This window comes from Bacillus sp. MMSF_3353, assembly GCF_030733445.1.
Lineage (GTDB): Bacteria > Bacillota > Bacilli > Bacillales > Bacillaceae_G > Bacillus_A > Bacillus_A wiedmannii.
Genome location: NZ_JASHJA010000020.1, coordinates 1 through 17,731 on the forward strand (window position 1 = coordinate 1; position 17,731 = coordinate 17,731).

Genomic DNA, 17,731 nt, shown 5'->3' on the forward strand with positions numbered 1-17,731 from the left:
ATAATTTATGTATAGACATATTTTATTTTTATCATTTAAAAGGAACTAAACATCATATGAATAATTATTTTATTTATTCATACGCCTGTTAGGAGTAACTCTCTTTAAACAACTCCTAACGTTGTAGTTACGGGATTAGTCGGTAAAATAACGGATAGCGTTCACGTGAAAATAAACACTAAAATAACACTTTGATAATGTTTAAATTCTCCAAGAATCCCGATACATTAAAATATCCACTTAACCTTTATAGATTATAATTAGGATTAATAATTTAAATTTATAACGTCTTCGATTTGGTAACATCATTTAAAAGCATAGTTGCTTAATAGTAGCATTCTCAAAATTATTGCATGAATTTTATCAATCTCTGACAAAGAACTACTTCCTCAAAAATGTGAAAGTGGCAGGTGTATGCCGATTGACGTAAGCCAAAATGCTTGGCTTGTTATCATATAATTGTAGATATTGCTTTTTATGAATTCTTAAGATAGGATGTTGGTTGCAGAAAACTCATTGCAATTGTAAACTATCATCCCATGCTTGACGAAATTGTGAAAAACAGGATAAAACAGTAATCTCATATATTAAATAGATCGCAATATTGTTAAGAGGTCACAGTTTCACATTAATAGTATTCTCATATTAAATACATTCTATACAAAAAATAGTTAGTAGTGTTAAAAATATTTTCCGAGGGTTTCATCACCGTTTTTATAACGTTCACGAAACCCTCAATGTGTGATAGTAACTTTCGTTACACTCATAAATCCCATTATAGAATTTTTCTATTTCTTTATAATTATATTGTAAAGCTAGAAATGAATAGATTTATTTTTTTAGTTAATCCTTGATTAATATATCTATTATGAGATATTCCAGTTCAAAGTATCATTCGTTCTTCTGAAAAGAATAGGTTTTGTTTTTGTTAGCTAGTTTCTACTGTTCGAACAAATTTAGCTTTTTTATAAATAAAAAACTTCTTTAATTCCTAATCCCACATCATTCTCAACAGAAGTACCAATTTTCATTAATTCTTTTATGTATCATCTAACAGTCGTACTAAGTCATAGGCTTTGCAAACAGCGTTCCACTATAGATTATAGATATTTTTGTTTGATCACCTATTATAATCATATTCCCATTCGTTTGTTTCTTGTGCAAAATTTTATTTTGTTTGGACTAGAGTCATTCACTTCAAAAAACATATGCTTATACCCATCGTACTTCTCTCCGGACTAAGATTGCTATCTATTGGCCAAACTTTCTGCTCTAACCATCAAAAAAAAACGAATTAATTAATATATAAATATACAACTAAAAATTGAATCAAGAAGGCCCCATTACAAAATAACAACGCCTAAATAACACTTCTAAAACGTTCATATAATAAAACTATTGTATTTAATGTAGCTTAAGAAACTTAAATGTATAATCCGAAAAAATATAAGATTTGGTTAAAAAATTTGGTGTCTTGCCATAAAAATTTAGAGCTAATTTCAAAAATAAAACAAGAGCAATAAAGGTTTTTCATTATCTATTTAAATATCTTACTTTTAAACTTTAAGCCAGCATTCCTGCGATTCTCCGTGAACGCATAGCGTTCACGGAGAATCAATTACTACATTCCTACTATAAACAGTAAAAGTATGCAAACCAATCAACAACCTAGATATATAACCCAATCCTAAATCATATTATATTAGTTGCTTTAGAACGAAGTTTTATTTTTCAAAGTATGTTACCAATTGATCTCCTAAAAAACACCTTTTCAACATAGCTTTATATTGCCACTATGACCTAAGTAAGTATGTAGAGACTACTTTGATATCTATATGATTTTTTTTATAGAAATACTTCAATTGAAATTCTTTACAGCCAGCCTATACAAACTATTTTTCGAGTTCAATAATAAGAAAAATAGTTTGTATAGGTTTTATCATTACGTAAACCCTTTTCTCTTTAAAACCACCTTTAAATGTTGCTATTACAGTGTTTAACGCTTTAAAAACGCCTGGTGTTCATCTGCTAAGTTCGCCAGATAAACACCATAATAACGTTTGTTTAGCAAATATATATAAATCTGTAATTAATCCTGTTCATTTTTTATATTCAAATCAAATTTCATAGATTCTCTATTCTTTTAAAGGAGTGCTGCAGATACAAATAGAACATATACAACAAAAATACCTTGAGTATGTATTTTTGTTGTATATGTTACACTTGATATGTAGAGGGTTAATTTGCATACTACTTTTTTAGTCTTTTGGTTATAATTATCATCAAAATAGCCAAAAACAAACTTATAAATAAAGAACTCAGTTTAAAACCGTCTTTCAATGCGTTACTACACCAAAAAACATCTAATCTTCCAATCTCATTTCTTTTATCAGCTATTGGTTTATAAAAAACATTGAAATCATTGATATAGAGGGGGTTTAACGCATTAATAACGCCTAGCGTTCACATAATATCAAACACTGAAATAACACCTTTATAACGTTTATTCGGCTAACCATTTTAACTATTCAAGTATGTTTAAGTCATATTCGTAATTAATCTTATTTGCATTCTAATTTTCTTTCTCCTGATTAAAATGTATACCTCATTCCACTAGATATCCCTTGGATCCCCAAAATATATCATCAATAGGCTATCCGTAAACCATAGAAACAACATGATATTTTAAAAGGCATCTTCGACAAACGTATTCCTCCCACCAATAACGCCTTTTATATTTTATTGATTTTTTTTAGATATCTAATATATATCTAAAAAATACAAAGGGCCAGAAATGTCCTGAAATAACCCAACTCATCTTGATTTAGTATCTAATTTATATTTATTTTATATCCATTTTATATTTTAACTATATTTTATATTCATAAACCTTATAAAACCCTTGTTGTTAAAGGTTTTATAGGTTATAATATATTTATTAGATATAAATTAGAAATAAATTTCATAGAGGTGATGTATAATGGCAAGTTTAAAAGGCAAAACTCTTCATATAGACATAGAAGGTGATATTGGGAACGATTCATTTAAAGGTTACATCAATGGTGAATACATAAAAATGAAAAATGTATATCAAAGTGTTTACTCAATGCCTAATGTTACAGAGACAAACATCCAAAAAAACGTAGTTAATTTAGTAGATAATATGTTCGTGAATATTGCTAGTAAATCAATTCGAAGATCCGGGATGTATTTCATTGGAAATCGTGCGATGTTAACAGGCAAAAACCCTAAAAACATGAACATTAAAGTCGGTCAAAAATACAATGATGATTTACCACTAATTAATATGCTAGGATTAATCGCAAACAAATCAGTTCAACTTGAATGGGAACGAACAGAACAACTGCCACAATCAATCAATGTGACTGTTGACCTTATTTCAGCTATCCCAGCAAGCCAATGGACACCCGTAAACGCTAAACATTTAGAACAACGTTTTACTAATTCAAATCATGTTGTAGTGGTTTATGTAGGAGAAGAGCAGGTAACGGTTAGCTTAACATTTAATAGTGCAAACATTACACAAGAGGGTGTTCCTCCGTTATTTGCAATTCTTGAAGGGGAAGAGGAGATGTTTACTGATTTCACTAAACTATATGCAAAAAAACTTGAAATCAATACAATTGACGGCTCTTTCTTTAAAAACAAAAAGATTCTACATTCTGATATTGGGGATGGAACAACTGAGTATATCTACACAGTGGGCGTAAATCCAGTAATTGATGCTTGTAGCGGTGAAAGACGCGGTGTCGGCCATGCTACGGAAGAAGCTGTAAAATTATTAAATCAAGAACGTGGCACAAACATTAAACGCCAACAATTCTCTCAGATTCTTCAAGATATAGATCATAAATACCATGAAGAGGCAACAACCCACTTTAATATTACAAAAGTGGAACAAGCTGAACTAATCCTAGAAGATACAGATGAAAAATATGTAAACAATACAGCCAGTGAAGCTGAAGTTTTATGTGTGTATGGTGGGGGAAGTATTACTTTTAAAGATGAATTATATAATCAATTATTAGAGTATTGTGAGCGAGTTGGAATGTACTTATTGTGGATTCCAGAGAAATACGCTGTAGATATGAATGCTAAGGGGATGCAAATTATCAAGAAAATTCTTTCTCGAAAAAAGGTGAAATAGTATGTCCGACAAAAAAAGAGAGTCCTTCTTCTGGAACCTCAAGAAGATTGAGAATGAAGAATTCTTTAAATGGTTCGAGTCACAAAGCAATATAGCCGATTCTTTGTATAAACTTGTTTGCTATTTTATTGATAAACACGGATTACAAGACGTGGCTGATTATAAGATACAGCAACAAATGCAAAAAGAAATTTTACTTCAAGATAAAGACTTTTTAAATGATGTTAAGCGTATACTTTTAAATAATTCAAACCTTACTATTCAAAAAGAAAGCCAAGCAAATGAAGAAGAGGTAGCCGATTCAAATAGAATAATTTCATCTAATGAAAAGAATTCTACTTCTAAAGATACACATATAGAAAATGAATCAACAGCTGAAAAAGCGGTACTAAAAGATGAATATGAAGACCTGGATACAGCCAATTTATTTGGTAACTAACGTTATAAATCCATGATAAAAAAGAGTCCCTATTTCAGGGACTCTTTTTTATCATGGATTTAAGCTTTTTCTACATCTTATCAATAATAATTTGTCTTTTATACCACTGATTTAATTTATCTTTAGCCGTGCCTGAAAGGCGTTTTGTTTTCTTATTATAGAACCTAGAAAGGGTAGGTTGTGATATACCTATTTCTTTTGATAGATCTCGCATTGTAATATTTTTATTCACATGGAAGAATGATATTTTTTCTCTAATTGAATTTTCATACTCATCAACATCTGAATTGTTATTTTCTATTTTCACAGGAGGCTCTTCTTGTATGATATCTACTGTTTTTTTCTTCACTATTTTTTCTATTGAATTCATTAATTCTTTCGGCGGTAAAATTATTATGCCTAACTGAGCATAATAGTTCTTAAACCAATTCTTCTTTGTTAACATTTCCTCTTTTAAATCTTCACTGTACTCCCAATGTGATATTACCTTTTCCTTCTCTAAATCAATAAGAACATTTTCTAACTGTTCACGAATACGATTTGGTTTTTGATTTTGATTTACACCCATGACTGCCAGTAATCCCTTATCTCCTCCTATAGAGTAAGGCCTTTTTAAACTAGAGAACATTTGACGAATTCTCCATTGCCAAGTTAAATAACGAATCAATCTCTTATGATATTTATGTCTATAACTATTATATTCCAACGCTTTTTTTGATAACAGTGCCGTTGTACTACTAGAACCATATAAATAACTTGATAAGAAGCTCCCTGGCTTAATCCTGCAAGATTCTATCCCCATATATTCGTTAGTGTTATTATCTCTCCAGAGTACCACAGAATCTAATACAAAAAGCCTCTTAATAACTTCTCGCTTTACTTCATAATGTTTACCTGCTTCAGCTCGATCATTTAATACAACTACCTCATTATCATCATTTAAATAGATAAAAATACTTGCTAAGGCGGCAATACGTTTGGCAACCTTTATTTTATCTTCTGCTCGATAATATTCTGTGTTATTAGCCTTTGCTTTAGGTATGCTACACATTTCTAATACCTGATTATATGAAAAGTCTATGAATTCATCAGGGGACTTTGCCTCATTTAACCATTGGATAGTAATTGCATCTAGACAGTCAGCAGTTAAATCATCCATATTACTCATTACACCATCAACCAATGTATTCCAACGAGCGGCTTCTTCAATATTTATTAATCTTAAATCTTCATCTTTATGTGAAGAAAGTTGTGCAACTCCACTACTATCTTTCGTTTCAATTGGATAAGATTTCAACTTTGTATTTTCATCTTCTTCAAATTGATTCTTTGCTATACCATCTCTTAATTTATAATAAACCGCAGAATTATTTACTTCATAATAATTATCGTGCTCTAAACCTGTATTAGATTCCTTTGGTTCCTGCAAGGTTTCATTGTTAGTTCTTGAAAACTCTTGCTCCACAAATAATCCTATCGCCACATCAATTTCAATTTGGTAAGTTTCTATGTTAGTGAATATTTCCAAAGAGGAGATTCCCTTTTTTTGCTGCTGTTCAAGCCACTGTACAAGCATTGAAAATGATGGGGAAAAATAGTCCGAAGTTACGATCCTACTAGTATCTTCTTTAACTTCTAAGTAATAAGCATTCCATTTATACCACAATTGTTCATTATGTTTATAGATAGGTGCTGATATTACTAATGCATCTTTAAACAATTGTAGAACATTATCCATATACATCCTTCTCCTTATTTAATTTACAATTGAGAATGATTTAAACTTAAATCTATATAGCCTTATGATGTTCCTATTCATGAAAATAAAAAAGAATACAGTAAGTTCTATCCAACCATCCCTTAGTGATAATTTAGCACGTATGCTTATAACCACTTCTTTTACTGATTATACAAGACTGTATCCATTTGGAAAAGGTAAGACGTTATAAGAAACCTAATATTTTTCAAGGAATTAGCTGAAACATGAAATTCTTTTGCGATATCATGTCCCTTTTGATTAAACATGAAAAAGCAAGGTTATTCATGTTTTAAAAGTTTCATTGCATATATGGTAATACTCCTTAAAGCTTGCATACAAAGTGAAAATTTATAGCGGTATCATGTCCCTTTTGACTAAAACATGAAAAAATCCAGTCTTAAATGTTCCATGAAATTAAACTATATATTTTTTCCGTAATCTTTTCTACCCTTGATACAAAAGGGTTTCTTCTATATTCAAGGTATGAAACAAGAAAATTTATAGCGGTATCATGTCCCTTTCATGTTTAATAAATCTTCTTAAATCCCTTATATATCATGCATTTATACAACATCTTCTCAAATTTCAGGGAATTATAGAACATGAAAATTCATAGCGGTATCATGTCCCTTTCTATCTGAAAAGATGAATCACTCCTAGCGGTATCACGTTCCTTTTATAAATACCAAATTTCATATAAATCCCTTTAACATCAATGTTTATTGACGATTTTCATGTAAATTATAATAAATAGAAATATGAAAATCCACAGCCCTATCATGTCCCTTATATTTTTGTGAAAATAAGCTTCCAACCCCATTAGAACAACGTTTATTAGCATTTTACAACTCACTTTCTTATTTATTCGGAACATGAAAATCCATAGTGATATCATGTCCATAAAAAAAATAGAACAAAATCCGAAACCCCTTGGTATGAAAGGGATTAACGTACATTTCATTTTTTCATGTTTGCTCTTAAAGGGACCCATTTCATCAAATTTTGATTTGCTATAATTAAAATCGGTATATTTTATATTGTACGGATATGTATATTTTAATTTGTATAGGAGGTGAAAAAGATGAGCAAATCATTTGTTATTCGTAATCAACGTAGTCTAAATGGACAATCTACTAATGCGGTTATAGTTACATTAAAATCTTGGCAAGCACTTGTTGATGCATTGGAAGGAAAATACTATAGCTATAAAGATACATACCTTGAAGATATTATTAATCAAATGTCGTATGAAGAACGTATTGCGGATATCGATGGATTTGTTGCACAGGCAAAACCATCTTTTTCACGTCATACTATTTCAAAGACAATGGGAAGAAAACATAAATTGTACGGTATTACAAATGCAGATCTTGAAGTATTCCTTTATCTACATAAAAAATGCTATACGAATGGTATTATTCCAAACGTAACAGTACATATGCTTTGGGAAGACTATAAACAATACAAAGAAGAATTGGCATGTATACAGCATTCTCAATTCTATATTGCATTAAGAAAATTAAGCCTACATAACATTATTACGATTGAAAATGAATTAGATAGTCGATACACAATTAAAATAACTCATTTTATGAATGAAGAAACAGAAAAAGCAAATCCTTATGTTTACATTAGTCCTGTAGTCTTTACAAAGGCTTTCTTTGAACTTTCAATAGCATCTAAGAAGCTATTCTTAGATATTGCTATGCAACAGCATAGAGAAACTACATTAAAACGTTCTTTAAACACACAGGATGAAAGAGGTAATAAGACTCACTTTGGTGGGATGTACCGCTTTCTACATAAGAAGTATCCACATCAAATTCGTGCAGTTATGAAAGAACTAACGACTGTATTGCCTTGTACAGGAACTCCACTATTCAAAATCTGCAAACTACAAAAAGGGGTTCAAAACAAGAAAAAATACACGACTTTATTTTTATCTATTCATTCAGACTTCTTATGTGGAAAAGAATCAGGCGAACTACAGTATCGTGATCCTTTTACTCCAAAGGTTACGTATGCCCGTAAAGCCCGATTTATTGAATCTACACTACAAGAAATGCATATTGGGGAATTTACACGAGACATGAATAAATTTATTCATGTACTTAAAAATACCTGTCATCGACAAATTCGTAGTGTAATACATAGTTTGCGTGACATGATTGATCGCACTGAAAAATATCCAAGTAAGTTAGTGTATACACTGAAAAAATTATTAAATCAAACATCACAGTATCATATTCTTGATACCGCAGCTAAAGAAGGGATTTATCCTCTTATTACACAGCACGTACCAGCAAAACAAAAAGAACAAGCTATATTTGATTTCGGATTGCATTTCTCTATGTACTCTCGCCGAAGCATCAAGAAGCTGTTCCGTAAAACATTTGAGTTATTAAAGAACAAATTTGCCGTACCTGTTACAGAGGAATCTTACCATCGTAATTATCTAAGATATCAAGAAGAAACATTATTTAGAAAATACGCTTATGAACAAGGTGCAAATCTAAATGCTTATATGGCTTTAGAAATAGAAATGCGTGAACTTCTAAAAATAAAAGGACATAAAGAACGCTTTATTCCTAGTGATGTACGTGAATTGTTCATTGAAAAGATAGATAAATTACCAAAAGAAAAGCTAAGGGTAATTGAAGTACCTGGTAGCATAAATTTAATTACTTTTATACGTGCCTTGGAACAGCTGATACGTGCTGGAATTCAAGTAACATCAACTGAACAGGTATTAAAAGTAATGGAAGAAATGTAATCATTTTCAGCTCTCTATATTTGAAAAAAAATCAAAGTAGAGGGCTATTCGTGTTGGCTCTATCATTCAAAGTCTTTCTATTAGATACATTTATATACTTTTCTAAAAGATTCTATTGAAAATAGAGTCTTTTTTTATGCACTTCTATACAATAAAAGTTATTCATCATTCTTAATTTCCACAATAGTAACTTGAAAAGATATCCAATACCTATATAAATAGAGATTTTACCCTACATAAAATCATAAGAAAAATTAAATTTTTAGTGGATATGTTTATAAAAAGTATCATTTGTGAATACAAATATCATACTATTGTTGCTATAAAAGGATTCTATAAATAAATCTACTAAAATTCATCAAGTTTTATGTGATTAAATATGAATAACTGAATTAAGTGGATTAAATAATGATCATTGTGTATAGATTGTGTACAAATGACTACAAATTGGGGACAAATATCGAGAATGTCTTCTTATTTGCGAATGAATAAATATACTCATAGATGAATTATTTTCCTTCATTTTTTATGTAGGAATAGTGATATTATTTTATGATTTTATGTAGAAAGGAGTGTACAACAAAGTCTATTTTTACACTCCCATTACATACCATTTATGATTTTTTACAGTAGGGCATGTTAAAAACATTGTCATAGCAAGCTTTATTCTATATTTTATGAACCTATATAAGTTTTATCTTTATATTTTTAATATATATAAGATATATATTTATAAAAGATTTTAAGAAAAGGGGGAATATTTTAGAGAGACTGGGGACAAACAATATATTTTTAAATAAAAAAATAATTTACATTATATATACTAATGTTTTTAAAATTTATTAATAAAAATTTCTAATTACTATACACATTAAATAATACTAGATAAAATTACATATAAGTGTTAAATATCTTCTTTAGTAAAGTTATCAGAACAAAGAGATTTACGTACTATAACAAATTAATAGCCCTTTAAAAGGAGATGAATTACTGTTGCTTTAGGAAATTAATAGTTATAAACTTATAGGCAAAGTCGAGATCCTAGCTATAAGTTTGTAAGAGTAGAGTATATATTTATTATACTTTATTTAATTTTTCATACATGAATAGGAGTGATATTTATGCAACTAAAAAATGTAACACCTATGGGATTAAATGATGAGGTATTCAAAACAATTATTAATAAGACTGAAAGTACATTTCCATCATTTTTTTTCATTAACCCGTCAGGTAATGTTGTCATACCAAAATATTTGAACAAGGATATATGTATGTATGCAGTTTTCGGTGAAACAATGGTTATAATTGATAATGAAATTGAGATATTAAGGCATCAACAAATATTGTACTTCAATGCTGAGGTGTACATTGAATTGAGAAATAATACAACTGAGAATGTAATTGTATATATTGATTGTGTAAATAAGTAATTATTGATTAGAATTATTATAAAAATTTGTGAAATACTTCACAAAAAATACACAATAAAAAATAGTCATTTCATGTATAGTAGGAGTAGTTGAAAATTTCACATTATTATTTGTGAAATACTTCACATGTTTTAAGCTTTTACTTAATAGGCAAGATGAAAAAAATAAGTTCCAACATTTTAAATCTATTTTTATAGTGATCTGGAGGCTTTAATATGACAAACAAGACAGACGAAAAAGAAGTACAAGCAATGGTCAACGTAGTAATTAAAGATGAAAATGAAGTACAAGAAGTTGTTAATACTTTAGTTGAAAATGGAAAAGAAGCTCTAAAAGCACTAGAATCTTATACGCAAGAGCAAGTAGATCATATTGTTCATGAAATGGCACTATCTGGATTAGATCAACATATGCCATTAGCAAAAATGGCGGTTGAGGAAACTGGTCGAGGCGTGTATGAGGATAAATGTACAAAAAATATATTTGCGACTGAATATATTTGGCATAGCATAAAAAAAGATAAGACTGTAGGAATTATTCATGAAGATCCACATGAAGAAGTCATTGAAATTGCCGAACCAGTAGGTGTAGTCGCTGGTGTGACACCAGTAACGAATCCTACTTCTACTACTATGTTTAAAGCAATAATCGCAATGAAAACAAGAAACCCAATTATTTTTGCTTTTCATCCATCTGCTCAGCGATGCTCTGTTGCAGCGGCTAAAATTTTAAGAGATGCTGCAATTAAGGCAGGGGCACCGGAGAATTGCATTCAATGGATCGAAAAACCTTCTGTTGAGGCAACAAAAAGATTAATGAACCATGAGGGGGTTGCACTTGTTCTTGCAACCGGGGGTGCTGGAATGGTGAAATCAGCATATTCTACAGGGAAACCGGCCTTAGGGGTAGGACCTGGGAATGTACCTTGTTATTTAGAGAAATCAGCACATGTAAAACGAGCTGTAAATGATTTAATTTTATCAAAAACATTTGATAATGGTATGATTTGTGCTTCTGAACAAGCAATCATTGTAGATAAAGAAATCTATAATAGTGTAAAAAAAGAAATGCAAGACAACAATTGTTATTTTGTTACCGAAGAAGAGAGAATAAAACTAGAGAAGCTTGTTATTAATGAAAATACATGTGCAGTAAATAGTGATATCGTTGGGAAATCAGCACATTATATTGCATCATTAGTAGGCATTAAGGTACCAGAAGATACAAAAATACTTGTAGCTGAAATTAAGGGAGTGGGTGCAGAATATCCACTATCACGTGAAAAATTGAGCCCAGTATTAGCTTGTATCAAAGCAAATTCACAAGAAGAAGGATTTAAATATTGTGAAGAAATGTTAAATTTAGGTGGCTTAGGGCATTCAGCGGTTATTCATTCTACAAATAAAGAAGTACAAAAACAATTTGGTTTAAGAATGAAAGCTTGTCGCCTTATTGTAAATTCACCATCAGCACAAGGTGGGATTGGTGATATATATAACGCATTTATTCCATCTTTAACATTAGGTTGTGGTTCATACGGTAAAAATTCTGTTTCTCAAAACGTAACAGCTACACATTTAATAAATGTAAAGCGTTTGGCGAATAGAAAAAATAATATGCAATGGTTCAAATTACCACCTAAGGTTTTTTTTGAAAAACATGCGACACAATATTTAGCTAAGATGCCAAACATTTCACGAGCATTCATTGTAACGGATCCAGGAATGGTAGACCTGGGATATGTGGACACAGTTACACATTACTTACAACAGCATTTAAATGATGTAAAAGTAGGTGTTTTCTCAGAGGTAGAACCAGATCCATCAGATGAAACAGTATTCAAGGGTGCTGAGATGATGAGAAGCTTCAAACCTGATGTAATTATTGCATTGGGCGGAGGTTCAGCAATGGATGCAGCAAAAGGAATGTGGCTATTTTATGAATATCCAGAAACAAAATTCTTTGGAATCAAACAAAAGTTTTTAGATATTAGAAAACGTACATGTAAATTTCCAACACTAGGGCAAAAAGCACAATTTGTTGCGATTCCAACAACATCAGGAACGGGATCAGAAGTGACACCATTCGCGGTTATTACAGATAAAAAAAATAATATAAAATATCCACTTGCTGATTATGAATTAACACCAGATGTAGCGATTATTGATCCACAGTTTGTAATGACAGTGCCACCTCATGTAACAGCAGACACTGGAATGGATGTATTAACACATGCAATTGAAGCATACGTGTCTATTATGGCAAATGACTATACAGATGGATTGGCCTTAAAAGCCATTGATCTCGTATTTAAATATTTACCGAGAGCATATAAAAATGGAAATGATGAAGAAGCACGTGAGAAAATGCATAATGCTTCTGCAATTGCAGGTATGGCTTTTGCAAATGCATTTCTTGGTATTAATCATAGTTTGGCACATAAGCTTGGACCAGAATTTCACATTCCACATGGACGCGCTAACGCAATCTTAATGCCGCATGTAATTCGCTATAATGCTATTAAGCCGAGAAAACATGCATTGTTCCCAAAATATGAGCATTTTGTGGCAGATGAACGTTATGCATATATTGCAAGAACATTGGGGCTGCCAGCAAGTACAGTAGAAGAAGGGGTAGAATCTCTGGTACAAGCAATTAGCAGCCTTGGAAAAGAATTGAATATTAATATGAGTATTGCAGGACAAGGAGTAAAACAAGAAGCATTTGAAAATGTTGTGGATGTCTTATCGGAAAGAGCATTTGAAGATCAATGTACACCAGCAAATCCGAAACTTCCATTGATTTCAGAATTAAAAGAAGTATATAAACAAGCATATAAAGGTGTGTAATAAGTTAAGTAGGTATAACTTTTTTAGTTCATAGATTTTGTATTTGATATTTGTAAATATATTGTATATGGGTGTTAAGGGGAAATAAATATTATAAAGAGCTGTGTTCTAAATAGAGCATCTAACAAAAATGCTGCCTAGATGACCTGTATGTAGGTAAGACGGGATTGTACAAAAACTATGTCTAATTATAAGAAGTTAAATCAAGTAATTGAAAAAAAAGAAGAATTAATATCGCTTGTTAAGCAGTATGGATTCACTCATGAAAAGGTAATTTGTTATAGTAGAGAATTAGATTTATTACTAAATGATTTGATGAAATCTAATAGAAATAATAAGTAAATTAAATTTATATAAAAAAGATATAAAATATAAATATTTAAGATATTTTTAAAATAAAAAGCGCTCTCCTACTTATAGGTGAGTGCTTTTTTATCTTAATTTTATTTGTTTTGGTGAGGGATTTTTAATTGCTAAAAACTTATGCGTGATAAATCTCACAACATAAATGCACATATAATTTTACAATATAGTATGTAAGTTGATGGGAGGCTTTCTTTTTGATAAATCGTGATTATAATAAAAACCCATTTATTGTAATATGGGAGTTAACAAGAGCATGTAAATTAAAATGTCTACATTGTCGTGCTGAAGCTCAGTATTATCGTGATCCTTTTGAGTTAACATTAGAAGAAGGAAAAAAACTAATTGATGATATATATGAAATGGATAATCCGATGCTGGTTTTTACTGGTGGGGATCCATTAATGCGTTCGGATATATATGATATTGCTGAATACGCGGTGAAGAAAGGTATTCGGGTTTCCATGACACCCAGTGCTACTCCAAAAGTTACTAAAGAAGCGATTAAAAAAGCAAAAGATGTTGGGATTGCTAGATGGGCATTTAGTATAGATGGACCAACAGCTGAAGTACACGATCATTTTAGAGGAACAGAGGGGTCATTTAAATTAACAATGGATGCAATTCATCATTTAAATGAATTAAAAATCCCTATTCAAGTCAATACAGTTGTTTCTAATTATAATTTGAGTGTACTTAAAGATATGGCAATTTTAGTAGAAGAATTAGGTTGTGTGTTGTGGAGTGTATTTTTCTTAGTCCCAACAGGACGTGGTAAAGAGAAAGATATGATTTCACCAATTCAACATGAAAGAGTGTTCCGCTGGCTATACCAGCTAAGCAGAACTGTTTCTTTTGATATAAAAACCACTGCTGCTCAGCACTATAGACGCGTTGTTCTTCAAGAAAAAATGAAGGGAATTAAAAAAATAGATCAAATTATTCAATATAGAGATGTACTGATGGAAGGGATCATGGACGGAATTAATGGATTTGGACGCGCTCCAAAAGGAGTAAATGATGGAAATGGAGTTGTATTTATTTCTCATATTGGAGATGTATACCCAAGTGGGCTATTGCCTATTAAAACCGGGAATATTAAATCAACACCGATAGCTGAAATTTATCGAAACTCGCCTGTTTTTCAAAGTCTTCGTAATCCAGACAATTATAAAGGAAAATGCGGTGTTTGTGAGTTTCGATATGTTTGTGGGGGATCTCGTTCTAGGGCATTTGCGATGACGGGGGATTACATGGAAAGCGAACCTTTTTGTGTATATGTTCCAAAAGCATTGCAAAAAAAATGTTAGAATTGAGCATGTCCTTTTTTATAATTTTTTTTATTGTATATTTCCAATATTTATGAGCAGATACTTTCTGCTCATAAATATTGGATTAGTGATGACTAATAATCGAAAAAGAGCAAGGAAATTATATTTATTTTAGGCGTATAATACGTTGATTTGAGCTTCCGCGAAATGGAAGAGTCAAATCTCTTTTTTTGATTTCAAATCTTCCATCAACTAAAACATCTCCATAATGTAACAGCTCAATCATATCTTTATTTTGTGAATTTTGTATCTCTTCTAGTGTATAGCCAGTGTAAATCCAAAGATTTTTGTTTAAACTTTTTACAGCTTTTGCAACTTCTTTGACCTCGATAGCTTGAAAAAATGGGTCACCACCTGAAAATGTTACATCAGTTAGAGGGTTTTTGGAAATTTCTTTTATAATTTCTTTCACACTCATCTCGGTACCATTATAAAGATTCCATGATTTTGGGTTATGGCAACCTAAACAATGATGCGGACAACCCGCAAAAAACACAACTGTCCGTAACCCTTCACCATCTACTACACTATCATGAATAATATTCATTACCTTCATTTATGTTTCACACGATCTGCTTCTTCACTACGCTTTGCATTGTTCCATTTTGACATGTCCCCCACAAGATATCCAGTAATACGGCGAATTCTTTCAATATGATGATCTTCTATATTTCCACAGCTAGGGCACTCATTTTCAATAACTCCATTATAGTTACAACATTTACAACGATCCACAGGATGATTAATTGAACCATATCCTACTTCATACTGTGCCATTGCTTGAACAATCTGTTTTAAAGCCAGTTGATTATGTACTGCCGCTCCATCTAGTTCAATATACGTAATATGCCCACCGTTGCAAAGAGCATGAAACGGTCCTTCTAAACGTATTTTATTAATTGCTTGAATAGGATAATAAACTGGAATATGAAATGAATTTGTATAGTAGTCATGATCGGTTACACCTGTAATAGTTCCAAATTCAGCACGATCCTTTTTGATAAACTTCCCTGATAGTCCCTCGGCAGGAGTTGCAATTAAGGTGAAATTCAAGCAATGCTCTTCTGTTGCTTGGTCCATCTTTTTTCTCATAAAGGTAACAATTTCTTTTCCAAGTCGCCATGAATCAGTATCTTCCCCATGGTGTTTTCCTGTTAGGGCAACCAGGCATTCCGCAAGTCCAATAAAACCAAGGCTCAATGTTCCTTGCTTTAAAATCTCAGTAACTGAATCTTCTGGTTGAAGTTTTTCTCCATTGCGCCAAATCCCTTGTGAATATAGGAATTGAAAATCTCTTGCTTTTTTTGTACATTGATATGAATATCTTTCTAGTAATTGACGAATGCCAAGTTTGATATAATAATTTAACGATTTGAAAAATCCCTCTTTTGAATCATTGACTAAAGCCAGTTTTACTAGATTAATAGATGTAAATGATAAATTTCCTCTGCCAATTGCTGTCTCCTCACCATGAATATTAGACATCACACGAGTACGACACCCCATATAACATACTTCACTTTCTGGGTGCCCATTATAATACGCTGCATTAAATGGCGCATCTAAAAATGAAAAGTTAGGGAACAATCGCTTCGCTGTTGTTTCTAGTGCAAGTTCAAATAAATCATAATTTGGATCTTTTTCTTCAAAATTTACGCCTTTTTTTAACTTGAAAATTTGAATGGGAAAAATAGGCGTTTCGCTTTTTCCTAATCCCGCTTGTGTTGCCTGTAGTAATTGTTTAATTAATAGCCTTCCTTCCCTTGATGTGTCCGTTCCATAATTAATTGAAATAAATGGAACTTGTCCACCACCACGGCTATGCATACTATTGGAATTATGAATGAATGCTTCACATGCTTGATATGTATCGTTTTCTGTTTCTTTCCATGCAAACACTTCGATTTGATCCTTTGTTAGCGGATAGTCTATTAACTTTTTCTTATTTTTTTCAAATGTTTTTCTCACATAGGGTGCTAAATCTATATCAAACATGGCAAGAGATTGCCCACCATGCTGCATATTTTGATTAGCTTGAAGAATAATAGACGAGAGTGCTAATGCACTTTTAATATCTTGTGGTTGTCTCATATGGCCATGTCCAGTGTGGAACCCTTTTTTCAGCAATTGTGCTAAAGGGATTTGTGAGCATGTGGTTGTTCCTGTTGCATAAAAATCTAAATCGTGTGGATATAAAATGTTTTGATTAATAGCTTCTTTTACTTGTTTAGAAAGCAAATGTTCTCTTACATAAAGTTTTGCGCTCTCTGATGCAAACGTTCCCATCATTCCCATTGGAGATCGACCATCAACATTTGCATTTTCTTGCATTAAGTCTTGATCGTTACTTTTTATAATTTTATCAAAAGTTGTCCATAAAGTATTCTTTTGCTGTTTTACATTGTCTGAGGTGTTCATCAAACCCACTCCTATTCAATATATAGTGATTAACTTTGATAAATGATACTATATATAGTTCATTTCTGCAATGGTACTAATAAATGAAGTATGTGATTTTTTCTTTTTAGAAGAGACTAAATTTAGAAGTTTATCGTAATATTTTGCTCATAAAAAAATGAAAAGATATAGAATGATTCAATTATTTATAAATAAAAATTC

At 31.2% G+C, this 17,731-nt stretch carries 11 protein-coding genes; 8 read left to right on the plus strand and 3 right to left on the minus strand.

Annotated elements, in window-relative coordinates; translation table 11 throughout:
* Window positions 1–2,980 precede the first annotated feature (2,980 nt).
* Window positions 2,981–4,168, plus strand: coding sequence for a ParM/StbA family protein (locus RBB48_RS24510; protein WP_306008205.1), 1,188 nt, complete (start codon window positions 2,981–2,983; stop codon window positions 4,166–4,168).
* A gap of 1 nt (window position 4,169) precedes the next feature.
* Window positions 4,170–4,607 carry a hypothetical protein gene (locus RBB48_RS24515; protein ID WP_061660634.1) on the plus strand — a complete coding sequence of 146 codons (438 nt, stop codon included), beginning with the start codon at window positions 4,170–4,172 and terminating at the stop codon, window positions 4,605–4,607.
* 70 nt (window positions 4,608–4,677) lie between these two features.
* Here RBB48_RS24515 and RBB48_RS24520 read toward each other — a convergent pair whose 3' ends face one another.
* On the minus strand, window positions 4,678–6,345 hold the full coding sequence (locus tag RBB48_RS24520) for a helix-turn-helix domain-containing protein (protein WP_306008206.1): 1,668 nt from the start codon (window positions 6,343–6,345) through the stop codon (window positions 4,678–4,680).
* A 79-nt stretch (window positions 6,346–6,424) separates the two neighbouring features.
* On the opposite strand from RBB48_RS24520, the gene RBB48_RS24525 reads away from it, so the two are divergent.
* The 6 genes from RBB48_RS24525 to RBB48_RS24550 all read left to right on the plus strand — a co-directional run bounded on the left by RBB48_RS24525 (window position 6,425) and on the right by RBB48_RS24550 (window position 15,091).
* A complete protein-coding gene (locus RBB48_RS24525) occupies window positions 6,425–6,556 on the plus strand; it encodes a hypothetical protein (RefSeq protein WP_003310549.1) in 132 nt (43 codons plus the stop codon).
* 891 nt (window positions 6,557–7,447) lie between these two features.
* A complete protein-coding gene (locus tag RBB48_RS24530; RefSeq protein WP_306008207.1) occupies window positions 7,448–9,139 on the plus strand; it encodes a hypothetical protein in 1,692 nt (563 codons plus the stop codon).
* A gap of 1,121 nt (window positions 9,140–10,260) precedes the next feature.
* The gene (locus RBB48_RS24535) at window positions 10,261–10,569 is read left to right on the plus strand and encodes a hypothetical protein (RefSeq protein WP_306008208.1); all 309 of its coding nucleotides are present in this window, start codon (window positions 10,261–10,263) and stop codon (window positions 10,567–10,569) included.
* Between the two features lie 251 nt (window positions 10,570–10,820).
* Entirely contained in the window at window positions 10,821–13,418 is a 2,598-nt protein-coding gene (gene adhE, locus RBB48_RS24540) for a bifunctional acetaldehyde-CoA/alcohol dehydrogenase (protein ID WP_306008234.1), read from the plus strand.
* A 180-nt stretch (window positions 13,419–13,598) separates the two neighbouring features.
* A complete protein-coding gene (locus RBB48_RS24545) occupies window positions 13,599–13,760 on the plus strand; it encodes an aspartyl-phosphate phosphatase Spo0E family protein (protein WP_080451699.1) in 162 nt (53 codons plus the stop codon).
* A 218-nt stretch (window positions 13,761–13,978) separates the two neighbouring features.
* Entirely contained in the window at window positions 13,979–15,091 is a 1,113-nt protein-coding gene (locus tag RBB48_RS24550; RefSeq protein WP_306008209.1) for a TIGR04053 family radical SAM/SPASM domain-containing protein, read from the plus strand.
* Between the two features lie 127 nt (window positions 15,092–15,218).
* On the opposite strand, the gene nrdG is transcribed toward RBB48_RS24550, so the two are convergent.
* On the minus strand, window positions 15,219–15,668 hold the full coding sequence (nrdG, locus tag RBB48_RS24555; protein ID WP_000867049.1) for an anaerobic ribonucleoside-triphosphate reductase activating protein: 450 nt from the start codon (window positions 15,666–15,668) through the stop codon (window positions 15,219–15,221).
* Complete coding sequence (locus RBB48_RS24560; RefSeq protein WP_306008210.1) at window positions 15,665–17,530, minus strand: anaerobic ribonucleoside triphosphate reductase; 1,866 nt, start codon at window positions 17,528–17,530, stop codon at window positions 15,665–15,667. The genes nrdG and RBB48_RS24560 overlap by 4 nt, the downstream gene beginning before the upstream one ends.
* Between the last annotated feature and the right edge of the window lie 201 nt (window positions 17,531–17,731).